Here is a 26,014-nt window from a genome sequence, read left to right as displayed (position 1 = left end):
CAAATAAGGTGTGTGCCTGATGAAATTATCGCAGGAGTTCCCGTCGTGAGGCATCAATACGGAGAAAAACAAACAACAGAGCTGTAAAAGCCCATAATGACGAACCGCCATAACTAAAGAAAGGTAATGGTATACCTATCACCGGTGCCAGACCAATGGTCATTCCAACATTGATGGCAATATGAAAAAACAAAATGGAAACGACCGCATATCCATAAATACGGCTAAATGAGGAGCGCTGGCGTTCTGCCAGCATAATTAAACGGATTAAAAGAATTAAAAACAAAGTGAGCACCATAGATGTGCCTAAAAATCCCCACTCTTCACCAACCGTACAAAAAATAAAATCAGTACTTTGCTCTGGAACAAAGTCATACTTGGTTTGAGTACCCCTCAGAAAGCCTTTTCCCGAGAGTCCTCCTGAACCAATAGCAATTTTACTTTGATTCACATTATAACCAGCTCCAAGCGGGTCTGATTCTATACCTAACAGATGATTGATACGACTACGCTGGTGTTCCTCAAGTACATTTTCGAAAAAATAATCTACGGAATATGTAAAGGCCATAGTGCCAAGCGCTACTCCGATAATAAAAAACAAATAATAGTAGCGGAACACCAGGGCTCTAATGGCTAAAACAATGGAAAAGGCTAATGCTGAAGCAATAATGAGCCAGGTAATACTATAATCAAAGAACAGGGTATTTGTCAGGTAAATCAGCCCGAAAATCATTAAGTAGGCAAACAATCCTCTAAAAACCTGTTTTCTGTCGTGAAATTGAATAAAAGCAACCAGGGAAACAACGAACAATATAAAGATAAGAATATAAACCAAAGGTGTTGTCAGAGATAAAATAAACAATATGGCAGCAAAAATTCCCAGTAGCATAACAGCCGATGATAAACCTTCACGGAAAAGTACAATGATAAAAGCAGCATACACTAGTGCTGAACCGGTATCGTTTTGTAATAATATAAGTGCAGCAGGAATCAAAATTATAGCTGCTATAGTTAAAATATTTCGGAGCTTATGGACTTTAAAGTTAAACCCACTCATAAACCTTGCAAGGGCGAGTGCTGTGGCAAGTTTTGCAAACTCTCCCGGCTGAAAACGAAAGCTTCCGATGGCAAACCACGATCGTGAGGCATTTACTTCTGTACCAAAAAGCAAAACAGCAATAAGTAATAAAATAATAAATAGGTAAAAAGGATAGGCAAAAAATGCATAAAACTTACTGTCAAGGAGCATAACAGCTATAATAATAACTATAGATGCCACAATCCAAAGCAATTGTTTACCGTACCGTTGCGTAAGACTAAAAATACTACTATGTTCCTCGTTATAAACAGCTGCATAAATATTGAGCCATCCCATTATCACCAATATCAGGTAAAGAATAACGGTAATCCAGTCAATATCTTTGTATATATTAATCCTTCTTTGCTCCATCTAACAGATTTGCTTTAAGAATATATTGTTCATACCACTTTCGGCTCACACTACCTTTCAAGTATTTTTCTATCATAAAACTTGCAATAGGTGCTGCATATGTAGCTCCATAGCTACCATTTTCCACATATACTGAAATTGCTATTTTAGGATTATCCTTTGGTGCAAAAGCAATAAAGATACTGTGATCCTCGCCATGGGGATTTTCTGCGGTTCCTGTTTTGCCGCATATATCTAAGCTATCGACTCTGGCATTTCTTGCCGTACTTCCTTTGTCACCGTGTACAACCTTATACATACCTTCTACAACGGGTTCAAAATGTTTTTCATCTACCTCTGCGTACCTTTTTACTTCATATTTTGGTTCGATGTCCGCCTTTCCCTGTATTTCTTTTACCAAATGGGGTGTTACATAATACCCCCTGTTGGCAATTACAGCCGAAAAATTGGCCATTTGCAGCGGTGTAATCAATATTTCGCCCTGTCCAATAGCCATAGACACGATGTTTAAGGAATTCCATGAGTTTTTATAAATATTTTCAAAGTATGATGCTTTAGGTATTAAACCTTTGAGTTCGAATGGAAAATCTATATCGAGTTTTTTACCGTAACCAAAGGAGAGGACCTTGTTTCGCCAATTTTTATAATTGGTTTTAATACCGGCATCAGAAGCATGATCCATAATATTGCGGAAGACATGGCAATAATAGGCATTGCAACTAAATTGGATAGACTCAACAAAATCCAATGGAGATGGATGGCCATGACAAGCTAAAGAAAAGTTTCCAACATGATAACCATAATTACATGAATATTCGGTATTTAAATTAACAACACCTTCCTGAAGCCCAATTAAGGCATTCATTGGTTTAAATGTTGAACCTGGTGGGTATTGTGCCTGAAGTGCCCTGTTAAAAAGCGGTTTAAGGGTATCATGTTGTAATTTTCTATAATTCTTTGTCCTGGGACGACCACTCAAAAGCGCCGGATCATAGGTCGGGGCGCTTACCATACTCAAAATTTCACCGGTTGAGGGTTCAATGGCTACAATGCTGCCCTTTTTATTGTGCATGAGCTTCTCACCATAAGCCTGGAGCTCCTTATCGAGCGTTAATGTCAGATTTTTGCCGGGCACGGCTTCCTTGTCTAGTTCGCCCTCATTATATGATCCTTTTAGGCGGTTATGAACATCGACCATAAAAACATTCACGCCCTTTTCCCCTTTGAGTTCTTCTTCGTATGATTTCTCTATGCCACTTATACCAATATAATCGCCGCTTTTATAGTAAGGATTATTCTTAACAACCTGTTCATTTACTTCTCCCACATAGCCTACAACATGGGCTGCCACCGAACTGGGGTACTCGCGTAGAGTACGTGTTTGCGTGAAAAAGCCCTGATATTTATACATTTGTTCCTGGAGCTTTGCATAAGTTTTGGCTGATACTTGTTTTAGAAGAACAGAGGGTTTATAAACGCTATAGGCTTTAGCTTTATTAAGCCGTTCAACAACAAAATCTTTCGAAACATCCAATATTTTACAAAGTTCAGCAGTATCAAATTCAGTAAGTTGCCTCGGTATAACCATTAAATCGTAAGCTGCTTCGTTATACACCATCAATTCATTGTTGCGGTCGTATACCAGGCCACGCACGGGATATTGAGTAACAAACCTTAGTACGTTAGAACTTGCTGAGGTTTTGTACTGATTATCTACAACCTGTAAAGAAAACAATTTGACAATATAAATTACAATTATCAATATAATGACACTGATAATTACAAAGCTTCGTGTATTATTGAAGGTATCAGACATATATTATTTTCTAAATACCAGATATTGACTAATTATAATGAGCAACACCGAAAAAACTGTGCTTAGAAGCACCCTCAGTAAAATATGTCCGGCTGCAGTAAAATGAAAAGCCTCAATAAAAAAAAGGGCCAGATGATGAGCAAAGGTCAGGAATAATGCATACTTGAAAAACCAGCGAAACCCGTAATAATAAACCCTTGGGAACGAGCCAGGTTCATAACCATCGCGTGGTTCCATATAACGCAATACAAAAAGTCGCAAGAAACCCATGAAAGCTGTTGCTGCAGCGTGCATTCCCGGTGTATTAGCAAATAAATCCATAGTGAGCCCTAGAAAAAAACCCATAACGGTAACAACCCAACCTGGTGTTTCGAATGGCATTAAAAGAATAAACAACACATAAAAATACGGGTTGATATATCCGCTTAACTGTATATTGTTGAGCACCAGGATTTGGATTAACACCAGTATTAAGAAACGAATAATATTTCGGGAAAAGACTCTAATCATTGGGTTGTGTTTTTTGCTCGAGTTCTACTATTTCTTCCCTTACCTTATTTTTAATCACATATACTTGCGTAAGGCTTTGTATTTCTATAAATAACATAACCTTGATATGATAAAAATTACTATTTCTGTCTTTTTGTGCTTCAATAACCTCTCCAACAGGTATGCTTGCCGGAAAAATGGCACTGTACCCACTGGTTTCCACTTTATCTCCTACATTCACGCTAATGTGGTTTGGGATGTCGTCGAGCCAGCAAATGCGTGGATCGATCCCGTCCCATTGCAGCGAACCGAAATATTTTGTATTGGCGAGCCGCACTGAAAGACTAAAATTGGGATTAAGCAACGATATTACAGTAGCATAATTTTTTGAAGTATGCCGCACTACGCCTACAACACCATTCGGGCCAACTACTCCCATTGATTCCTGTACTCCATGCCGTCGCCCTTTATCTAAGGTTAAATAATTGTTTTGTTTGTTGACCGAATTATTGATCACCTTGGCCACCATGTAATGCCATTTCTTAAAATACACAGAATCGTATATTTCTTTATAAGAAACTTTATTGGATTTATAAGATTTCTTTAAAGTATTTAAGATATGTGCATTTTGCCTGGCCAATTCCTGGTTGGCATCTCTCAAATAAAAAAAGTCATCGACATCTTGAGTAAAGCTATAAACAGCGCTTAGGGCTGTGCCTGATTTATTTATAAAGGTAGATCTATGGTACTCATTATATTGAATCAGCAATGAAAAAGCAATAAACTCAATAATTAGAAAAATAAAAAAATGGTGATTCCGTACAATAAAACGAATTAGGTTATTCATACAACCGATTATATTTGGCTATCCATTTTTTAATACCATAAACCCTGCGCCTGTTTATACTACAGCTTACTAAATATTAGCGCATAAGAAACTGGAACATATCCACATTTTTCAGTGCAATTCCTGTACCTCTGGCTACTGCATGAAGTGGGTCATCTGAAATATGGAACGGAATTTTGGTTTTTTCTAGCAACCGACGTTCCAGGCCACGCAATAGTGCGCCACCACCTGTTAACCAAATCCCTTTTTGGTAAATGTCTGCATACAATTCAGGTGGTGTATGCTCAAGTGTTGCTAAGATGGCAGCCTCCACTTTGGTAATAGAACGGTCAAGACAATGTGCTATTTCCTGATACGAAACAGGAATTTCCATGGGCAGAGCCGTCATTTGGTGAGGTCCCCGCACGATAAAGTCTGGTGGTGGATCCTCAAGATCTGGAAGGGCCGATCCTACCTTAAGCTTGATATTTTCTGCTGTTTTTTCGCCAATTTTAATGTTGTGCTGATGTCGCATATATTCTTTAATATCAGCAGTAAAGTCATCACCGGCAATACGAATTGATTTATTACTTACAATTCCACCGAGGGAAATTACGGCAATTTCGGTCGTACCACCGCCAATATCAACAACCATATTACCTTCAGGCGCTTCTACATCGATACCGATACCGAGCATTGCGGCCATTGGCTCATAAATCATGAAAACCTCTCGTCCACCGGCATGTTCTGAAGAATCGCGTACGGCGCGCATCTCTACCTCAGTACTTCCTGATGGAATACAAATCACAATACGTAGCGATGGCGACATCAACCTTGCTTTGGAGTTAATCATTTTGATCATACCCCGAATCATTTGCTCTGCTGCATGAAAATCGGCAATTACACCATCCCGAAGCGGACGAGTTGTGCTGATATTTTCATGCGTTTTACCGTGCATTTGCCGGGCTTTTTCGCCAATAGCAATAAGTTTTCCGGTAGTTTTGTCCAATGCAACAATAGATGGTTCGTCTACTACAATTTTATCATTATGAATGATAATGGTGTTTGCAGTACCCAAATCAATGGCTATCTCCTGCGTTAAAAATGAAAACAAACCCATGTTTTATATAGTTTAATGCTTAAAATGTCTTTTTCCTGTAAATACCATAGCCATTCCGGCTTTATTACAATATTCAATCGATTCTTTATCGCGAATGCTTCCGCCTGGTTGAATTACGGCTTTAACGCCCGCTTTATTTGCTATTTCTACTGAATCGGAGAATGGGAAGAATGCGTCTGATGCCATTACTGCTCCATTCAAATCCAACTCAAAGTTTCTTGCTTTTTCTATTGCCTGCTTCAGTGCATCTACCCGGCTTGTTTGACCTACTCCACTGGCAGTAAGTTGCTTATTTTTAGCCAATACAATGGCATTTGATTTGCTGTGCTTTACAATTTTATTGGCAAAAACCAGGTCTTGTGCCTCTGTAGATGTGGGCCCTTTTTCGGTAACAGTCGCAAAATCGTTAATCCCTTCTATCGAAAGGTCTTTCTCTTGTCCAAGCACACCGTTTAGCAGCGAACGGAACTGTTTTTTGGGCAATTCCTTCGATTTTCTGCGTAATATAATTCGTTTTTTGTTTTGTTTTAAAATTTCAAATGCCTCGGCCTGATAACCAGGTGCAATTATAACTTCAAAAAATAGTTTGTTTATTTTTTGTGCAGTTTCCTGGTCTACTTCGCTGTTTGTAATTAGTATACCACCAAATGCCGATACCGGATCCCCGGATAAGGCGTCTGTCCATGCGTCAATGAGTTTTTCTCTTGAGGCTATTCCGCAAGCATTGTTGTGTTTAAGAATGGCAAAGGTGGTTTCATCAAATTCGTCAATCAAATTTACAGCTGCATCAATATCAAGCAGATTGTTGTATGATATTTCTTTTCCGTTAAGCTGATCGAATAAAGCATCTAAATCGCCGTAAAAGAATCCTTTTTGATGGGGATTTTCTCCATACCGCAATTTTTTGCTTTGAATTATACTCTGCTTAAATACATTTTCATTACCGTTTGAGAGGTAATTATATATGGCTGTATCATAATGCGATGAAATATTAAAAGCCTGAGCCGCAAATATTTTCCGTTGTGCTTCAGTTATTTCACCACCTTGTTCCTCAAGCAGCTCAGTGATTAACCCGTATTGGTTACGTGAACTCACCACAAGGGTATCATTATAATTTTTTGCCGCGGCTCTTATGAGTGATATTCCGCCAATGTCTATTTTCTCAATTATTTCCTGATGTGTAGCATCACCGGTAAGGGTTTCTTCAAAAGGATAAAGATCTACAATAACTAAATCTATTTCAGGTATAGCGTACTTCTGCATATCAGTTTTATCAGCATCCTCGCTGCGGCGGGCTAAAATACCACCAAAAACTTTGGGGTGCAAGGTTTTAACACGTCCCCCAAGAATCGATGGATAGTCTGTAAGGTTTTCAACAGATTGGACTTCACAACCAAGATTGTTTATATACTTTTTTGTGCCACCGGTTGAGATTAATTTTACGCCTAACTGATCCAGTTTCCTTACAAGTGGCTCGAGTCCCTCTTTGTTAAATACAGAAATTAATGCTGAAGTGATCTTTTTTGTCCCCATGCCAAAAGCTTTATCGGTTAAAAATAAGCAAATTTACAATTTTGCATACAAAAATACATTAAAAACCATTGAATGAAAGCATAAAATCAATGAGTTTGCAAACTTTTAGAGATTTGTTTTATTGGCAAGCCCGGTGGGAATAATTGTATTTACACATCCTCACTTTTCTTCATTATGGGCTTCACTCCCATAACCAACACATCATCAATCTGTTCGTAATCATTCTTCCATACCATAAAGGTCTTTTCTATCAGCTCTCTTTGTTCATTAAGCGGTTTGTGCGCATTATCTATTAACACATTACGGAAAGTCTTACTTTGAAATTTTTGTCCTTTTTTCCCGCCAAACTGGTCTACATATCCATCGGTGAACATATAAATGATATCTTCAGCTTCTATCTTGAATGTTTGATCGGTAAAAGAACTCATTTTTCGATAGTACCCAATAGGCATTTTATTGCCTTTCAACTCGATGAGTTCATATTTTTGTTCCTTTTCCGGCTTATATTGAGCGATGTAAATTGAAATATGGGCCCCTGCAAACTCCAGTATATTGGTTTTTTTATCGAAAATACACAAAGACATCTCCATGCCATCTTTTGATTCGCCTGGCAAGCCTTGTTGATGCAATGATGAAATAATCATGTTTCGCATTTCATTGAGCATCTGACTGGCATGTCTTACTTCCGGATTACGAATGGTCTCATTCAGGTACGAGTTACCCAACATGCTCATCATGGCTCCCGGAACACCATGTCCGGTGCAATCTGCCACCGTAAATATTATTTTATCTTCAAATTCTCCAGCCCAGTAAAAGTCGCCACTCACAACGCTCAATGGGTGGTATAAAATAAAAAAATCAGCGAATAATTTTTTTAACAGTGCTTTTCTGGGCAGCAGTGCCTGTTGAATTTTTTGGGCATAAAGTAGACTATCGGTAATTTTATTATTGGTTTGTTCAAGCTTACGTTTTTGGAGTTGAAGTTCGTTGTTTTTTTCGTGTATCACAACTGCCTGTTTCTCAAGCACCTTGTTGTTTTTGCGTTTTATCAGGTTGGCCCTGAATAGGGCTATGGCTAAAATAGCCAACAAAGTAAAAGCGATCGCCAATATCAATATAAATATGGTTTTTCGTTCGTTGGCTTTTTCTCTTTGTGCTTTTTCCTGTTCAAGAAGTGCAATTTCTTTACGCTGCTTTTCGGTTTCGTAAAGCGTCTGGAGTTTGCTTATATTCTGGCTGTTTTTTTCATTTAAAATTGAGTCCTTGTAGGAAGTATAAATCTTATAATGCTTTAAGGCTTTTGTGGGCCGGCCAGATTCTTCGTATAGGGTTGAGAGGTATTTGTGTGCATCACGATTGGTGCTTTTGGCTCCTATCTCACGTGCAAGCTTGAGAGCATTTTCAAGATAGCTGGATGCGGCTTTTACACTGCTAAGTTTCATATAAACCTGTCCGATATTTAGGCTACTCAATGCAACATAAAAATCATCCCCGAGGCTTTGATCAATTTCCATTGCTTTTTTAAAATAATCAATGGCACGCTCATATTTTTGTGTCTTTAAGTAAATGGATCCTATGCAATCGTAGCTGATGGATATGCCCCTCTTGCTATCAATTTCTTCGTTATATTCAAGCGATTTGAAATAATACCTAAGGGCTTTTTGTAGTTCCCCCTTTGTTTCTAGCAGCTCGCCAATATTATTATAATTAATGGCGAGGCTTCGAAGATTGTTCCTTTGTTTGGCCTGCTCCAAAGCCTGGTTGAAGTATTCCATTGCCTGATCGTATTGCTTCATTAAGGCAAAAACATTTCCGAGGCTATTACGGGCATACATGGTACTTCGCAAATCATTGTAGGCATCTCCGTATTTCAGGGCCTGAAGATGATAGTTCACTGCACTACTATAATCATCGAGCCTCCGGTAAACAACGCCAATGTTATTATTTATGCGGGGGAGGTATTTCTCATACTGTATTTCTTCGGCTAATCGCAAAGCATCAAAGTGTGCTTTTAGGGCTTCTGAGTACTGAGCGTTTTTCCGTAAATAGTATCCTTTTTCATCAAGGGCCCAAACCATACCGGGAATAAAACCTATGTTCTCGGCTGACTTCAGTGTATGATTAATATATTTTAAAAATAGAGTATCCTGATTTTGAGCTTCATAATACTCGGCTAATTCAAATAGAACTTTCACCCTGGAGGTATCTGCAGTTTGACTTTGTAACTTTTGAAGCAAACTGTCCGGGTCGGCAATTGAAGTTTTAAAAAGCAGCAAAAAAACTATATAAAAGCTTACTTTCAGAAAATATATTGACCTTTTTCTCACAATAAGGTATTAATGTTTAAGTATCTAAAATACAATAATAATGTAATAAAATGAAATTATAATCTTTGAATGCACACATTTGCAAAAAAACAAAAAAAAGCGGATACCAGACAATTTGATATCCGCTTTTTCAGTAGAAACCAAACTATTTATTTAATGTTAATTTATGCGGTTTAACCATGTTCTCCGGTGCCAGAATTTTGTCTAATTCATCTTTAGAAAGTAGTTTTTGTTCAAGTACCAAATCATATACACTCCGGTTTTCTTCAAGTGCTTTTTTAGCAAGTTTTGTGCAAATTTCATATCCTAGGACCGGATTCAGGGCTGTAACCAAGCCAATACTATTATGAACCAAATTAAGACAATGCTCTTTATTGGCGGTAATACCATCAATACAACGGTATTTTAGAACTTCCATGCCGTTTTTAAGCATTTCTATATTTTCAAAAAGACTTTGAACAATAACAGGTTCCATTACATTGAGTTCCAACTGACCGGCCTCAGAAGCAAGGTTCACGGTTAAATCGTTGCCAATAACCTTGAATGCAATTTGATTGACGACCTCCGGGATAACCGGATTTACCTTTCCGGGCATAATGGAAGATCCTGGTTGCATAGGTGGTAAATTTATTTCGTTGAATCCGGTGCGTGGGCCGGATGACAACAGCCTCAGGTCATTGCTGATTTTACTTAATTTTACAGCCAGCCGTTTTACGGCTGATGAATACATAATAAATGCTCCTGTATCCTGGGTTGCTTCAACTAAGTTTTTAGCCAGTTTAATATCAAGGCCTGTAATGTCGCGCAAGTGATTTACGCATTTCTCACTGTAGTCCGGGTCTGCATTTATTCCTGTACCAATAGCTGTAGCCCCCATATTAACTTCAAGGAACAAATCAGCATTATGTTCCAATCGCTCAATTTCTTCTCCAAGCATTGTTGCATAAGCTTCAAACTCCTGCCCAAGTGTCATTGGTACGGCATCCTGAAGTTGGGTGCGCCCCATTTTAATAACATCGGCAAAGGCTTCACCTTTTTTATGAAATGAGTCAACCAAATCTTTTAAAACTTCTACAAATTTAATATTGGAGTATAGCAGTGCTATTTTTATGGATGTGGGATAGGCATCGTTTGTAGATTGGGAAAGGTTGACATGATTATTTGGGTGACAATATTCGTAAGCTCCCTTTTTGTGTCCCATTATTTCGAGGGCACGATTGGCTATAACTTCGTTGGCATTCATATTGGTAGATGTACCTGCTCCTCCCTGAATCATATCCACCACAAAATGTCTGTGATACTTGCCTTTCATAATTTCATCGCAGGCCTGCACCATGGCTTCGGTTACCTCATCATCGAGCAATCCCAGGTCGTGGTTGGCTTTTGCAGCAGCCATTTTCACTATGGCCAAACTACTTATCAAAGTTGGAAAAAACTGTAGTGATACACCTGAGATATTAAAATTCTCAAGCGCTCTTAAAGTTTGAATGCCATAGTAAACCTGGTCAGGCACATCCCTGTCGCCCAACAGGTCGTGCTCGTGCCTGGTAGAACCAGAGGCGTACTGGGCTCCCGCATTGATTAGTTGAGCATTGGCCTGGTGCATGCGGCGTGTGATTACTTTAGCGAGATTGGCAAAAATTTTTGAGGTAATGCTATTGTGTTTTTCAGTTAGGTGCTCCAGGTCGGTTTTTTCTATACTGTAGCCTACTACATCTGTAATGGCTCTTGCATTGGTACTGTGGGGTGAATGGTCGAGTAAAGAACCTTCTCCCATAAAATCATAGGCCCCGAAGTAAGCGAGTCGTTTTTCTGCACCATAGGTGGTTTTAGAAAAAAGCTCTACCTCTCCCCCGGCAATAAAATATATGGCCTCTCTGTGACAATGTTGCTTAAAAAGATAATCGCCTGCCTGAAATGTTCTTCGTTTTACATGGCCGGCTACTATTTCTATTTCATCGTCATTAAGTCCGTTGAAAAGGCTGACTTGCCTTATAAATGCTGAAAGTTCATTTTTGGTCATAGCTTATGATTTTGATGCTGTTAGGTGCATGATATAATTTTTGTTCGTACTTCAAAAACCTATAGTTACATAGCAAAAGGTATACAAATCTCCTTTAAAACTTTGAGTTTTTACCTGTACATTGATCTGTTTTACAGCATTAAAAAAGAGGAAATACCAGTAGCATTTCCTCTTCATTGCTAAATAAATAATTTGTTTTATTGATTAACCATCATTGGCATTAATAGCATCAACAAATCTTCATTTTCATCTTCTTTCTCTACCGGAAGAAATAGTGCTGCTCTGGAAGGATCTGATAGTTCTATGAAGATGTCAGGAGAAGAAATGTTAGCAACTATTTCAATCATGAAAAGTGCTTTAAAGCCAATCTCCATTTCCTCGCCTTCGTATTCGCATTTTAGACGCTCGAAGGCCGACATTGAAAAGTCGAGATCTTGTGCTGAGACTTTGAGTTCGTTGGGCGAAACGCTCAATTTTACCAGGTTGGAAGCCGGGTTGGCGTAACCGGAAACCATTTTTAGTTTATTGTGCAAATCTAACCTGTCTACTGTCATTTTGTAAGGGTTGTCCTTAGGAATAACAGCTTCGTAGTTTGGATATTTTCCTTCGACCAAACGACAAACCTGAATAAAATTGGAAAATTCAAAAATTGCGTTTTGTTGGTCGAAAGTAACTTTTACATCTGTTTCATCATTAGGAAGCAGATTTTTAAGCATTTGAGCCGGTTTTTGCGGCAAAATGAATGAGGCTTCCTGTTCGGATTTCACGTCGAGGCGGCGATACCGCACCATTTTGTGCGCATCAGAAGCAACGGCTGTAAGGTAATCTGGTGAGAAGCCAAACAGGATTCCGTTCATCACAGGTCTCAGATCATCTTCGGCAGTAGCAAAAATAGTTTTATTAATGGCAGAATGCAGCGCTTCTGACTTTAAAGTAATCTCTGTTTTTTGTGCGTCGTCAATTTCCTGGTGCTTAGGATAATCTTCTCCCTTTTGTTCTACCTTGGTAAACTTTCCGCTTTCACTTAAAATATCAACTGAAAGAGATTCTGTATTGATATTGAAAGTTAGCGGCTGTTCCGAAGTATCTTTCAACTTTAACAGACGGCGCGCATCTACAGCAATAACACCTTCACCTTCTGCATTGTCGACTTCCATGGAAGTAACAAGTGTAGTCTCCAGGTCGGAGGCTGTTATTGTCAGCACATTACCCTTTAATTCAAACAAAAAGTTATCTAAAATGGGCAGCGTGTTTTTGTTACTAATCACTTTAGCAATAGCTTGTAAATGATTTAGTAAATCTGTACTGGATACAACAAAATTCATTATACTTTCTTTTTTATTTACTCAAAATTAAGAAAAACTTTTCAAAATTGTGGTTTAAAGTCTCCAAGTTCCTTAAACATTGTGGCAAAAAGGTGAGTTTGTACAAGTACCCACGTATTTTGATTTATAACACCATGAAGATGACTTACTTTAAAAATATCCTCTTTTTCTGTATTCTCATCCTCATAGGTATTTAGCCGGTGCAAACTCAGTTCTACATTATTCCCAGTGTTTAAAGTTACATTATAGCGGTAAAATAAGGAACTGCTGTACACAGAATCAATTTGTTCCTGTGTTTTTCCAATGACAAAGCGACTATGATACTTATTGTTAAATTCTTTCACAAATCGCCGAACGCTTAATGTATCGAATTTTACTGCTTCCTGACCGTCAGGCCCAAAAAGTTCGTAGCTATTCTGGCCTTTTACATCTATTGCAAATGACTCATGTGGTTTTTTTCCAACTTCAACATCAATGCGGTCAATTTGCGATTCATCGAAAAGAAATATTTTTGTCGAGCGCCACTTTACGGGGTTTGTATTAAATCTACTGGATAAATAGCCCCGGAATCCTGGTATTTCTATCACAAACGGCCGATTTGATCCTTCGAGTAATGCATAGGTTCCCAACTGGTTTTGGGTGACACCTCCGATATAAATGGTTTTTAAAAGTTCCTCATCACTGTATACTTCCACTTTGACTGATTTTGTGGCAAGGTCCTTCAAAATATTTTCTTCTGCAGCTTTTGCCACGGGCGTTTTTATTCGCATCCGATGTAAGGTTTTCATAAGCAGCTCAATAGAGTTGTTTCTTACCGGATATTTATCATTTACAAACCAACGGCCATCTTGCCTTTGGGTAAGGTCCACGATATTATTTTCCTTATCAACCATAAAGATACGGTCCACACTGGCAGTATCTTCCACATTAAAGTCGCGCAATTCACGAATAGTAGCATGCTTGCCTATTTTGAGCATATCGAACAACCTGGAGGTGCCGTAAGGTGCCAGCTGCGCTGCTACAATTACACCAACCAATAGTACAATAACAAGAATCTGTATGATATATTTTTTCATCCGTTTATAATTTTGATTTTAATTGTCGGATTTAGCTCGCCATGATGAGGTAAATATCTGACACATAGTATTTGTAGCTTTATTAGAATCATGCGAGTGCCTCGCTCCGCCAAAGCTCCGCGAAGGCGATGTGTGTCAATATTTTTGTCATGGCTCGGTTCATCCCTCTATTATTTGATTATTTTTATTTTATCTCTTTTACCTTTTCGATTTTAACTTTTCTGGGCATATCTGTATTTTCTCAGGAAATTAAATATTAACGCTACCACAAGCATCACAAGTATTGGCAGACCAATATTTAAGGCACGCCAGAATGTTTTTTCATTTCTGAGTTTTTGCCGGTCGAGTAGTCGTAGTTCGAATTTTCGTCCTCTCAAGGCTACCAATTCAAGATCGTCTGTCAAGTAATTAACTGCATTGAGCAAGAACGGTTTATTACCGCTAAAATTAATATCTTCGAACCATTTATCCGAACCTAAAGGTAATGATTGTCTTTCACCATTTCGTGTTATTACCGGATTTTTGGCAATATCGCCATCAGAAACAACGATCATCTTGGTTTTTTTGCTTTTTTCTTTAAAGTCAAAAAAGGCATTTTGTGTAAAGTCTTCTACCAACCGATTTTTAAAGGCCGACTGAAAATTTCCTTCCAGCAACACTGCTACATTTTGAGGCCCGGACCTAAACCGCTGTGGATCGGGCTTTTGATTAATAATACTCAAATCTATGAGCGCCGGCGAACTTACCACACGTGAGTATTGCGATGTTTTAAGCAAAATTTGTTTTTTCACTTCACTATTTTGTCCAACGGTGTCTAAGGGGTTAATAAACTCTGTTCTTATTGGACCGATATTGGTAGTAATGGGATGTATTGGCCTTGGTGCTAAAACCGGAAAATAAATCCACGGTGTAGGCGTAAATTGTGGTTCTGCCCCCATGGCAGCAGTATTAACCGGGATGGGCGCTGACCTAAGGTCCTGTATTATTCCTGTATTAATTCTAACGCCATAATTAAAGAGCATGTCGTTTAAATTGAGTTGCCTTTGCAGCGGTAGCGCCTGGGTTGTGCTTTTTCTGGACAGGCTATCCATATGCACGTCGATATAATCGACCAGCCACAAAACTTTACCGCCATGCATTACATACTGGTCAATTATAAATTTATCTTTTTCGGAAAACTTATTTCTCGGTTTGGCAATAATTGCAGCATCATATTTTAAGCGCAAGGAATCGCGCAAAGCATAAATGTATTCATCCGGCTCAACGAGTTTAACGGAATACATTTTATCTAATTCTCTCGCAAAGGATATGCTTTCCATGCGACGCAACTCCCCGTGTCCGGATATGAATGCAATAGTTGACGGGAAAACACTTGTAACTTCCCTGATTTTATTAAGAAAATTATACTCTAATTTTTCCTGGGCATCATTAATTAGTGGTTCTACGGCTGTTCGTCCTGTGCCATTACTTTCAATAAAATTTAAGACTACTTCTTCTCCCCGATAAATAATTACAGCTCCGGGGAAAAGGTATTTTGTTTTATATCCATCCTTATCCTCAACACGAATTGTACGTGGGTTAAGTCCTTTATCGATTAATTGCCGTGCTATTTCATTTCTTGTTTCCTGGTTTTCACTGGCGGCCGGTTTAATAAACTCATACTGAATATTTGATCCGGCGTAAGCTCTGAATTCTTCGAGTGTTTCGAGCACAGAACGCCGCAATTCTTCGAAGGCTGCTGGCAGGTCGCCATCGAGATAAACTTTCACATAAACTATATCATCCAGATCTTCAAGAGCCTTTTTTGTACTCTCATTAATAGAATACCGCTTATCTGTTGTAAGGTCGATGCGAAAAAAAACTCTTGATGAAACAAACCCAATAAGTAAAACAATGACTATACTTAGAAGAAGCTGTATGAGATGATTTCTTTTTAGACGATTACGTTTCATTTTTCCTAATTTTTTGTTTACCATTTTCGGCTTTGTAAAACAGTGCGCGTGAACAATAAGAAGATGGTAATTACTGCCAGAAAATATACGATATCGCGGCTATCAATAACGCCGCGGCTTATGGAGCTATAGTGTTCATTTATACCGAGATTTTTAATATAATATGATAACTGATCAGCTGACGTTAGCTGAGCTAAAGAATCAAAACCCACATAAAAAATGAACGATAAACTCACAGCTATAAGAAATGAAATTATTTGATTTTCACTAAGGGATGATGCAAAGACTCCAATAGCCACATAGATACTTGCCAAAAACAGCAAACCAATGTAAGCTCCCCAGGTACCACCAAGATCCAGATTTCCAACCGGGTCGCCAAGTTGCCAGATAGAATAAAAATATACAAAAGTGGGAATTAACGAAATGATTACAATTCCTGTTCCAGCCAAATATTTGGCCAGCACGATTTGCATATCGGATAGCGGTCGCGTAAGCAATAAATCAATTGTGCCTGTTTTCTTTTCCTCACTAAACAAACGCATGGTAACTGCAGGTACTAAAAACAAGAATACCCAGGGCGCCATAATAAATAAAGCATCCAGGTTAGCGTAACCTGACTCGACAACATTTATTGTTCCGGGAAAAACCCACATAAATAAACTGTTAATCAATAAAAAAATGATTACGACAATATAACCTGTAAGTGAGGTAAAAAAACTGCTAAGTTCTTTCCTGAAGAGTGTCCACATTAGCTTAATTTTTTAATAGAAATGCAAAAATAGTGCTTTTAAAAAAAATTCAAGTGAAAAGGGAAGATTTCCACAACCTTGTTTTGTAATAGCTTAAATATCAGCTCAAATCATACTGGCTAGGGGATAGATCTTTAGAATAAACAAGGGTAAAAATATTGTTGGTAGTGATTATTCGCCACCAGCCGGTAAATAAAACTTAAATATGCTGCCCTCTCCTGGTTCACTTTCCACCCAAATTTCTCCTCCGTGTCTTGATATGAACTCATTGCACAAAATGAGCCCTAAACCCGTACCTTTTTCATCTGAAGTGCCTATTGTAGATGGATTAACATCGAGTTTAAACAAACGTTGGGCATCTTTCTTGGCTATGCCTACCCCTGTATCTGAAATAGACACGTAGAGTTTTTGGTTTCGTTCTTCGTAGTTTATATCTATGTTTCCATTCTCTTCGGTAAACTTAATAGCATTTGATATCAAATTACGCATCACAGTACTAATCATGTTTATATCGAAATGCCAATATGCAGAATCCTCCGGGTAATTGATTTTAATGTTTTTTTGCCTGGCATTACCATTCAGTAATTCTACATTGTCTTCAACTACATCTTTTAAATTATACGGGTTCTTTGCAAGTTTCAACTTTCCGGTTTGGCTCCTGGCCCATTGTAAAAGGTTCTCGAGCAAAGCATAGGCATTGCTTGAAAATTTATATATCTGCTCAATAAAAACTTTTAAACGCTCCTTTTCAAAAGAATCAAAATCGTCTAACAGCAACTCAGATAACCCAATTACTGTACTAAAAGGATTCTTTAGGTCATGACCGATTATAGAAAAAAACTTATCTTTTGTATTGTTTAAGCTTACAAGCTCTTTTTTTTGATTTTCCAGCTCATCGCGCTCTCTTATTATTTCATTTTTTTGTTTCTGTATGTCCAGGGTGCGCTTTGTAAGCCGCTCCTCCAATATGTTATTATCACGCAATCGTTTTACGAAACCTTTAAGCAATGAACGTGCGAGTAATGGCTCTCCTTCTAGTGCGTCACTAAAGGCTTCATAACTTAATTCATAGAGTTCAGAAGGAATTATTGCTGTAACGCTTGCGCTCCTCGTCTCCTCATCAATGAGCGAATATTCACCAAAGAAATCATTTTCATCGAAATTGGAGAAAATATACTCGCCATCGTGCACTTGTAAGCTACCCTTTATTACAATATAAAGCGCACGCATTCTATCTCCCTTATGAAAGATAGACTCTCCCTGCTCAATTTTTATATGCTTTAAGTTCCGGGCAATCTTCTCAAGAATTGCAGCCGGAGCATCCATAAATAAAGATACGTTCCTCAGAAACTTAACTTTATCATCCAATGCATGCGCTGATTTTCGAATCATACAACTAAAAAATCCTAATTATAAACTTGCAAAATAACAATTTATAACTTCACCTCAAAGTTTTAAGCCATTTTTAAAAGGCAGGAAAGTCATAAAATCTGAGTGATGCACAATGTAAGCTTCAGTGCTGCGCTTTACCATATCACCCTCTCCGGCATGCGTTGCAATAATATGATTAACTTCCGGCGGTAACCCAACCTCTTCTGCCAGTGCAACACCGCTAAAGGGGTGGCGAAGATACTTGCCATATGTACCCTGCACAGCATTTCCATTATCATCAAGCACATATTCGAGCAACTTTCCAACATCGCACAGAATAGCTCCTGAAATTAGCACATTCATATTTACAGGTAGCTCGTCTTTAAAAAACTGATTGACTTTTAAACCACTTTCCCGCGAGATATGCACTACAGCACGCTTATGATCCATAAAGGTTACCTTTAAGTCAGGACCGACCAGGAGTGTAAAAGGTATGCGATTCAGGTCTTCTCCTTTCAAAACACTTCTTTGAAGGGCTATTTCCCATACCCGCATAGTTTTTTCACGAAGATCATTATCCTGAATCCATTCCAGTTCCTCGCCCCATAACTTTAAAACTTCTTCTTTCATATTTTATAATTTTAATTTTAATTCGATATGCACTGTGTGTTGATGTATTTTGACTAAAAATCCCCGGTTGCTTTATTCAGAACATGGGCACCATATACATTCATTGCTTAAAAATAGTAAAATTTGCATATCTCTACAAGTGAAACCTTGTAATTAGGGCGTATTTACATTAATCGCTTAGTACAATAGCTTCAATACTATCGATCATACTTTTATAATCAAATTTTCTTGCCATTTCACGGGCGTTTTTCGATAATTTTTGGTGTAAAGCTGTATCCTGAGATATTTCATGGATTACCTCTGTAATTTTGTCCATCTTTTTCACACTGATTTTATAACCATTGTAGCCGTCTTCAACTAATTCACTAATTCCTCCATGCGGTGGAACAATAGCCGGGATGCCATAATTCATGGCTTCCAGCACGGTCAATCCAAACGATTCAAGCCATTTATCAGGGTGACTTAAATTAATAACCAGCGAGGCCTTCGAATAGAATGGATGCACATCAACCTGTGCAGGGTAAAGCGACATGTTTTCAGGAAACCGGTCATTCTTAAAGTACGCATTGAGATCTTCTTCAGAGGCACTAACGACCAAATCAAAATGAACATTAGACAACCGTGCAGCCAGTTGGATAAATTCTTTTATTCCCTTATACTTTTTAAGCGAACATAGCATTAATACTGTAAACTCGTCTGTTTTGCCCCGGGGTTTTATATTGTCGGTAAAATCTGGTGACAATGCATTATAAACAACGTGCGGGTGGGTTTGCTTTACCGGATCTTTTTGCTTTAGATATTTAGATACATAAATCACATCAGAGGCTGACTTATCAAGTATTCTGAATAAGAACCGCTTTAATCTTTTAGGTTTCACAGAGGTTTCGTGTAGATGGTAAATAACCTTTTTACCTGTGAGCTTACCCGCGAGTGCAGCCGCAAAAGGCCATAGAGTATTTACATAAAAAATTACGTCTTTGCGCCAATAGCGTAGAAAAATAAAAAACAGAAAAAATTGATTGAAAAAGAAACGAAAAAAATTGATATACCTCGTGGCTGTCCACCGGTAATGAAAATAATGGTGTTTAACGCCCTCCAAATTGCTCAAAAAACCTTTCGCATTTTTGCCCGATGTAAATAAATCTATTTGATGCCCCCGGGCACTTAATCCGTTAATGACTTCTGACAATACCAATGGCGCTCCACTGTAGTCGTTATACAGGTGGACACATACTATTCGCTTTTTTGTCTTATTTTCCATCAAACATTAATCTTCGGGCAAATAATGCACTTTATCTATTTCCTTTAATTAGGCATGCAAATATAATGGCTTTATAGTAGGAATCTAATTTAACGTCATATTTGTGATAGAAAAGTGAAATAGTATTAAAATTTTGCCAAACCCCTATGAAAGCGTCTTATTACAGACAAAATCAAGATTATAAAGAATTTAAGGTTTTACCTCCAGAGGTGCTGCACATAAAAGACTGACGTAATCGACAACTTCATCAGAAGGCATTATTTCGCCGGAATGCCCCCGTCGCAAAATACTAAAGTTCACCTTTTCATTTTTCATCTTACCATAAGCCATGAGTGCTGTGATTGGGCCATATCCGCATACACTGACATTATATTTTCTAACGCGTTCAATCACCTCAGCCTCATCAAGATTCTTAATGGCCTCCAGAATATAATCATCCTTTTCTCGTCCTTTTTCGGCGCTTTCGAAATGGTTAAAATCAGATGATGCAATTACCAGAAGCTTTTGCTCTGAATCCTGTTCATACCTGTAAAGTTTTTCTGCCACATTTCTAATATTTTGCAGCTTCGGGTTACGGATAGTAATAACCGCAATTTTATTTAAATCAGGTCGATAGTGGCTGAGGTAAGGTAGCATAACCTCTGCTGCATGCTCCTCATACTGCGCATCAGATGAGACATCAAACAAGCCACTGTTTAACAATTCCTTATCTGTTTGAAAGTCAGCTCCGGGTATTTCCCATTGATCATGACCATCAATCGAAATATCAGGTCCCAGGCCTCTATGACTGGGAGATAAGATTACAACACTGTCAAATACCTGATGAATGATATGGTGAAAAAAATGCACAGCCTGGTAACCACTAAACATATACCCGGCATGTGGCACCACGCCACCGAAAACATTCAGTTTTGCATCGACGATATGTCTTAGGTTGTTGGCTTCTTTCTTTTCAATATACTCAATGAGCTTTCTGGTTTCAATATGACTTGAAGGATAGAATTTACCAGAAAATTGCGCATATCTTGTAGTCATAGTTAAATGATTATAGGGAGTTCATAATGGCAATTTAAACAATATTTTTCAGAAAGTGCAACAGTTTTTGTACTATACCCACTCCTGCTTATAAGAAGCTCCCCACACTCAGGGCAATAAGTTGATGCATCTGCATGCACATTACCGGGATATACAAACTGCAATTTCTCCCTGGCTGCTGCAACATAATCATTTATCAGTGTCAATTCAGTCGCAGGTTGGCTATATTTATATTGTGGGTAGTAACGACTAATATGGAAAGGGATCCTTTGCCCGAGATTTTCGGCAATCCAGTACAACATAGCCCTGTACTCATCAAAATTATCGTTAGCATTTGTTACTACTAAATGTGTGACTTCAAGGTGACGATCAGCTTTCTTTATTTGCTTTAAGGCATCCAGAACAGGTGAAAGCCGGCCACCGGCAAATTTCTTATAAAACTGGTTATTAAAACCTTTCAGGTCAATATTAAATGCATCAATAACTTCAATTAACTTCTCAAGGGGTGCATGATTAATGTAACCATTGCTAACGACAACAGTTGGGATTTCTTGTGATTTGGCCAAACTGGCAACATCAATCATAAAATCATAATTAATCATAGGTTCGTTATAGGTAAATGCAATACCGGCTTTTGGAGCTTTCTCAAGGGCAATGTCTATAACCTCCTGAGGGCTTAAATACTCAGCTCTGGCAAGCATTTGATGCTGAATTTGCGAAATTTGGTGGTTCTGACAAAAACTACAATTAAAGTTACACCCCAAGCCGCCAACAGATAAGATCTGGGCTCCCGGATAAAAATGGTATAGTGGTTTTTTTTCAACCGGATCAATTGCCAGGGAGCTAATTCTGCCGTAACCCATATCAAAAAGCTTGTTATCACGAGCCTGACGAACATTACAAATTCCCCATTGCCGATCTTTTAATTTACAATTATGAGGGCATAGATGGCACTCTACCCTGTCGGCCCTGATTGTATAAAAACTGGCTTCTTTCATTACTCAAACCTTTCACTTCTAAAACGGTAAAATTTTAGTTGGTCATTGTCAACCATTTGGAGTCTGGCTTTTTTCTTTACAATATCAATTTGCTTTTCTACGGTATCGACACTTTCTAAAGCAGGCAACAACACGCCTTTCCGGTGCCCGTCAGATATTATTAATCCATACACAGCCGGATCGAGCTGATCCGGGGTTACCTCCTCAAATGGGGATAGCACATCAACCGATACTTTAATTTCGGATAATTCTTCGGGTGCTACTGGCCGAAATCTTGGATCTGTTGAAGATGCTGATATCGCATTTTGCACAATTTCCTCAAAAAGGGTCTTAAATCTGGGTTCAATTGTCCCAATGCAGCCTCTCAGGTCGCCGTTCTCAAGATGTAATGAAACAAAACATCCTCTTTTTAGTAACAATCTTTCATCAACATCTTCAGGTTGTTTCAGGCGAACACCATCTACCACAAACTTTCTGACTGCTTGCTCTGCTGTTAATACGTATATGTGTTTTTGCTCCATCTCATCATTGATTTCAAAAAAAGATACTAATTATTTAATACTTTTTCAAGAAACCAATGATTAAAATAAAAATATAAACTGCAAAACCATCAATCAGAAAATAAAGCAGAAGTTGCTCCCAGGTAATCTTATCATAAAAAACGCCGATTCCTGAGACAATAGAAATGGTAATAATCAGCAAAGCTACAATCAACAATGCAATTGCGGCAAACAGCTTTGTAATACCCCGGCGACGAGCCTTTTTCTGACGTACCGGGCGCTTTTTAAAGAGATCGCGTATACTGCGACCAATTATAAAAGCGATGCCGGTAATACCTATAATAAATATTGCTTCTATCATGTTTTAATCTTTTACATAAATTCTTTTAACCCTTGCAGCCACGCTGGTAAGCACTTCATAAGGTATGGTTTCTAACCATCCTGCAATTTCCTCAATTGGTAATTCTGGGCCAAATATTACAACCTCATCTCCAACCTCCACATTAGCACCCGTAATGTCTATCATGGTCATATCCATACATACATTACCAATCACTGGATATAAATTACCGTTTATAAAAACTTTACCTCTGCCATTACTAAGTATTCGCCTGAATCCGTCGGCGTAACCGATGGGTATTGTAGCAATTTTTTTCGGGTTTTCGACTTCTCCACTGCGGCCATAACCAACAGTTTCACCCGGCATTACATCTCTGATTTGAGCAATACTTGTCCGGAGCCTGCCAACCTGCTTTAGGTCAGCATCTGCTACACTTATTCCATATAAGCCAATTCCAAGGCGCACATAATCAAACTGGTATTCGCGAAAACGCTCAATCCCGGCACTGTTTAAAAGGTGTTTTTTAATGTTTCTATCAAAGGCTAATTCCAGTTTCTTGCACATTGTATTATAAACCCTGGCCTGGTCGTGGGTAAATTTGTCATGCATTGGCTCATCGCTTGAAGCTAAATGAGAGAAAGCAGTTTGCACATACATGGCCGGCTGTTTTTTCAGCTCATCTATCAGGTTATCTATATCAGAAGGATTAAACCCAGACCTGTTCATGCCCGTATTTAATTTAAGGTGCACAGGAAATCTTCTTTCTCCCTGCTGCACCAGATATTTACCCAAGCTCGAAAGCATTCCATAATCGAAAACCACAGGTTCAAGCCGGTATCGTATCAGGCTATCAAAATCAGAGATGTGCGGATTCATGACCATAATCGGCAAATCGATCCCACGTGCACGTAAATCCACACCCTCATCGGCAAAAGCAACTGCCAGGTAAGCTACCCGGTGATACTGTAAAATATTAGCAATTTCGTGCGAACCACTACCATACGAGAATGCTTTAACCATCACAATTATGCCTTTATCGGGCTTTAGCAATAACTTAAAGTAGTTTAAATTGTGTGTTAAGGCATTGAGGTTTACCTCCAGTACTGTCCGGTGTGTTTTTTCTTCCAGAATTTTATCAACCTCTTCAAAATGGAAGGCACGGCTGCCTTTAAGTAGTATAGTAGTATCTGTTAAATCAAAATCGCCCAGGGCTGCAATTAATTCAGTGGTCGATTTAAAAAAATGGCTATCGAGATGGAAAAGCTCTCTGTATTGCATCAGGTCTTTCCCGACTCCCAGCATTAAATCAGGCTTATGAGCATTAACTAGCACTGATACTTCTTTGTACAGGTTTTCTTTTGCATACCCACTCTGAAAAATATCTGATAGCACTAAAACCTTTCGTGGATGCTGTTTTTGCTGTTCAAGAAAATCAAGTGCATTAGAAAGCGACCCCAAATCGGAGTTATAACTATCGTTGATAATAGTATTATGTGCCTTTCCCGATTTTTGCTCCAAACGCATAGGAACAGCTCTGATTTTGGCTACTGCCTTGTAAATAAAATCTGAATCATATCCTAAATAGTACAATAGTGTAATGGTATGCATTAAGTTCTCTACTGATGCTTTATCGCTAAATGGTATTGAAAGGCTTAGTTTTTGATTTGCATATTGAACTTTTAACACAGCATCATCGAGTTGCGCCTGTACATCGGCCTCTTCTTTAAAAGACCAGGTAAACTTTTTCCTCTCAGTGCAATAAGCTTCAATTTTCTCAATTACCCAATCGCCTTCATTGCGATAGATTACCACATCAGCATTTTTGAATAGCCTTAATTTTTCCTCAAGTTTTTGAGTAAATGAACTGAAGTTTTCCTGATGAGCATCACCAAGATTGGTAAACAGACCAATTGTAGGCTTTATAATAGTCTGTAATTTTTCCATTTCGCCCGGAAAAGAAATACCCGCTTCAAAAAGGCCGAATTCGGCGGCATCGCTGAGCATCCAAACAGAGAGCGGAACACCAATTTGTGAATTATAGCTACCAGGGGTCCTGGTCATCCTTACGGTGTCTCCCAGGCTCTGGGCAATCCACTCTTTAACAATTGTTTTACCGTTGCTTCCGGTTACTCCAATAACCGGTAAACTAAAATGCGACCTCCACCATGCAGCAACCAACTGCAAGGCACTAATCACATCATGGACCTTGACGAAATCTGCCTTTTCAAGCCATTGCTTTTCGGGCAATTCTGAAACTACAAATTGGCTGACACCTTTTTTAATTAAAGTAGGGATGTATGCATGGCCATTGTGATACTTGCCGGGGATAGCAAAAAACAATACCTGTTCTGGCAGGGTGAGCTTTCTGCTGTCGGTTAGCAAATATTTTACCTGACCGCTACACGACCCCAAGCATTCACCTTGCGATATTTCTGCTACTTTCTTTAGATTCAACATATCATACAATTAAAATATGCACTATTTCTGCTTTGTGACTTCTAAATAGCAATTGCGGCAAAGTGGCTCATATTCGTCTTTTTCGCCCAAAACCACTAAGTCCTGATTTTTTACCACGCGGTGAGAAAACTGGGCCAATCCTCCGCATTTTACACAGATGGCGTGCACTTTCGATACATATTCAGCCATAGCCAGTAACTGAGGCATTGGTCCAAAAGGATTGCCCTGAAAATCCATATCCAAACCCGCCACTATAACACGCACGCCCTGATTTGCCAACTGATTACAAACTCTTACCAGGTTTGAATCAAAAAATTGTGCTTCATCAATTCCAACCACATTGTTACCAGAGGCAAGCATTAGTAAATTTTCTGCAGCATCAACAGGTGTTGAACGTATAGCAGTGGAATCATGTGAAACAACATCGCTGTCTGAATACCGCACATCGATTTTGGGCTTAAATATCTCGACCTTTAACTTTGCAATTTGTGCGCGCTTGAGTCTTCTGATAAGCTCTTCTGTTTTACCACTAAACATAGAACCAACTATTACCTCCACCCAACCCGACCGATGGGTCTCTATTATTTCGGAATGTCTCAACATTTAATTTATTCCTTAAAAATCATTCAATTATAAATATTAAATATATGTCAAAAAAAGTCGTTTGTACTAAACAAAATTATAATTTTATTGACAGAAGACAGGGGGATATTTAAAAAAGCATTGAAAAAAGAAG

At 38.5% G+C, this 26,014-nt stretch carries 21 protein-coding genes and 1 pseudogene; all 22 read right to left on the bottom strand.

Annotation, left to right across the window (positions count from 1 at the left end):
- Positions 1 to 25: 25 nt before the first annotated feature.
- Positions 26 to 1,450: a rod shape-determining protein RodA gene (rodA, locus tag ACTB0Y_RS11455; RefSeq protein WP_463206956.1), complete on the bottom strand. Its 1,425-nt coding sequence runs from the start codon at positions 1,448 to 1,450 to the stop codon at positions 26 to 28.
- Positions 1,431 to 3,266, bottom strand: a complete 1,836-nt coding sequence (mrdA, locus tag ACTB0Y_RS11450) for a penicillin-binding protein 2 (protein WP_463206955.1) — start codon at positions 3,264 to 3,266, stop codon at positions 1,431 to 1,433. The genes rodA and mrdA overlap by 20 nt, the downstream gene beginning before the upstream one ends.
- A gap of 3 nt (positions 3,267 to 3,269) precedes the next feature.
- Positions 3,270 to 3,776 (bottom strand): rod shape-determining protein MreD, encoded by a 507-nt coding sequence (gene mreD, locus ACTB0Y_RS11445; protein ID WP_463206954.1) that lies wholly within the window; start codon positions 3,774 to 3,776, stop codon positions 3,270 to 3,272.
- Positions 3,769 to 4,602, bottom strand: a complete 834-nt coding sequence (gene mreC, locus ACTB0Y_RS11440) for a rod shape-determining protein MreC (RefSeq protein ID WP_463206953.1) — start codon at positions 4,600 to 4,602, stop codon at positions 3,769 to 3,771. Before mreC ends, mreD begins: the two co-directional genes overlap by 8 nt.
- A 76-nt stretch (positions 4,603 to 4,678) precedes the next feature.
- Positions 4,679 to 5,701 carry a rod shape-determining protein gene (locus tag ACTB0Y_RS11435; RefSeq protein WP_463206952.1) on the bottom strand — a complete coding sequence of 341 codons (1,023 nt, stop codon included), beginning with the start codon at positions 5,699 to 5,701 and terminating at the stop codon, positions 4,679 to 4,681.
- A gap of 12 nt (positions 5,702 to 5,713) precedes the next feature.
- Positions 5,714 to 7,234 carry a bifunctional phosphoribosylaminoimidazolecarboxamide formyltransferase/IMP cyclohydrolase gene (purH, locus tag ACTB0Y_RS11430; RefSeq protein ID WP_463206951.1) on the bottom strand — a complete coding sequence of 507 codons (1,521 nt, stop codon included), beginning with the start codon at positions 7,232 to 7,234 and terminating at the stop codon, positions 5,714 to 5,716.
- 149 nt (positions 7,235 to 7,383) lie between these two features.
- Entirely contained in the window at positions 7,384 to 9,561 is a 2,178-nt protein-coding gene (locus ACTB0Y_RS11425; RefSeq protein ID WP_463206950.1) for a tetratricopeptide repeat protein, read from the bottom strand.
- Between the two features lie 145 nt (positions 9,562 to 9,706).
- Entirely contained in the window at positions 9,707 to 11,167 is a 1,461-nt protein-coding gene (aspA, locus tag ACTB0Y_RS11420; RefSeq protein ID WP_463207069.1) for an aspartate ammonia-lyase, read from the bottom strand.
- A 66-nt stretch (positions 11,168 to 11,233) separates the two neighbouring features.
- A pseudogene (locus ACTB0Y_RS11415) lies at positions 11,234 to 11,584 on the bottom strand (cyclic nucleotide-binding domain-containing protein); the annotation flags it as partial.
- A gap of 197 nt (positions 11,585 to 11,781) precedes the next feature.
- Complete coding sequence (gene dnaN / locus ACTB0Y_RS11410) at positions 11,782 to 12,909, bottom strand: DNA polymerase III subunit beta (RefSeq protein WP_463206949.1); 1,128 nt, start codon at positions 12,907 to 12,909, stop codon at positions 11,782 to 11,784.
- A 41-nt stretch (positions 12,910 to 12,950) separates the two neighbouring features.
- Positions 12,951 to 13,985, bottom strand: coding sequence for a DUF4340 domain-containing protein (locus tag ACTB0Y_RS11405; RefSeq protein ID WP_463206948.1), 1,035 nt, complete (start codon positions 13,983 to 13,985; stop codon positions 12,951 to 12,953).
- Positions 13,986 to 14,197: 212 nt separating this feature from the next.
- Positions 14,198 to 15,937, bottom strand: a complete 1,740-nt coding sequence (gene gldG, locus ACTB0Y_RS11400) for a gliding motility-associated ABC transporter substrate-binding protein GldG (RefSeq protein WP_463206947.1) — start codon at positions 15,935 to 15,937, stop codon at positions 14,198 to 14,200.
- A 17-nt stretch (positions 15,938 to 15,954) separates the two neighbouring features.
- Positions 15,955 to 16,686 carry a gliding motility-associated ABC transporter permease subunit GldF gene (gldF, locus tag ACTB0Y_RS11395; RefSeq protein ID WP_463206946.1) on the bottom strand — a complete coding sequence of 244 codons (732 nt, stop codon included), beginning with the start codon at positions 16,684 to 16,686 and terminating at the stop codon, positions 15,955 to 15,957.
- Between the two features lie 171 nt (positions 16,687 to 16,857).
- Entirely contained in the window at positions 16,858 to 18,078 is a 1,221-nt protein-coding gene (locus tag ACTB0Y_RS11390; protein WP_463206945.1) for an ATP-binding protein, read from the bottom strand.
- A 54-nt stretch (positions 18,079 to 18,132) separates the two neighbouring features.
- A complete protein-coding gene (locus ACTB0Y_RS11385; RefSeq protein WP_463206944.1) occupies positions 18,133 to 18,687 on the bottom strand; it encodes a hypothetical protein in 555 nt (184 codons plus the stop codon).
- 169 nt (positions 18,688 to 18,856) lie between these two features.
- Complete coding sequence (locus tag ACTB0Y_RS11380; protein WP_463206943.1) at positions 18,857 to 19,948, bottom strand: glycosyltransferase family 4 protein; 1,092 nt, start codon at positions 19,946 to 19,948, stop codon at positions 18,857 to 18,859.
- A gap of 189 nt (positions 19,949 to 20,137) precedes the next feature.
- Entirely contained in the window at positions 20,138 to 20,983 is an 846-nt protein-coding gene (gene amrB, locus ACTB0Y_RS11375; RefSeq protein ID WP_463206942.1) for an AmmeMemoRadiSam system protein B, read from the bottom strand.
- A 2-nt stretch (positions 20,984 to 20,985) separates the two neighbouring features.
- Positions 20,986 to 21,981, bottom strand: a complete 996-nt coding sequence (gene amrS, locus ACTB0Y_RS11370) for an AmmeMemoRadiSam system radical SAM enzyme (protein WP_463206941.1) — start codon at positions 21,979 to 21,981, stop codon at positions 20,986 to 20,988.
- The gene (amrA, locus tag ACTB0Y_RS11365) at positions 21,981 to 22,502 is read right to left on the bottom strand and encodes an AmmeMemoRadiSam system protein A (protein ID WP_463206940.1); all 522 of its coding nucleotides are present in this window, start codon (positions 22,500 to 22,502) and stop codon (positions 21,981 to 21,983) included. The genes amrS and amrA overlap by 1 nt, the downstream gene beginning before the upstream one ends.
- Before the next feature lie 34 nt (positions 22,503 to 22,536).
- Entirely contained in the window at positions 22,537 to 22,842 is a 306-nt protein-coding gene (locus tag ACTB0Y_RS11360; RefSeq protein ID WP_463206939.1) for a hypothetical protein, read from the bottom strand.
- Between the two features lie 3 nt (positions 22,843 to 22,845).
- Complete coding sequence (locus ACTB0Y_RS11355; protein ID WP_463206938.1) at positions 22,846 to 25,278, bottom strand: bifunctional UDP-N-acetylmuramoyl-tripeptide:D-alanyl-D-alanine ligase/alanine racemase; 2,433 nt, start codon at positions 25,276 to 25,278, stop codon at positions 22,846 to 22,848.
- 21 nt (positions 25,279 to 25,299) lie between these two features.
- Positions 25,300 to 25,881, bottom strand: coding sequence for a thymidine kinase (locus tag ACTB0Y_RS11350; RefSeq protein ID WP_463206937.1), 582 nt, complete (start codon positions 25,879 to 25,881; stop codon positions 25,300 to 25,302).
- Between the last annotated feature and the right edge of the window lie 133 nt (positions 25,882 to 26,014).

The sequence above is a fragment of the Salinivirga sp. genome, assembly GCF_055145285.1.
Note: the sequence above shows the minus strand (reverse complement) of the source record. Positions and strands in the feature narration are given on the sequence as shown.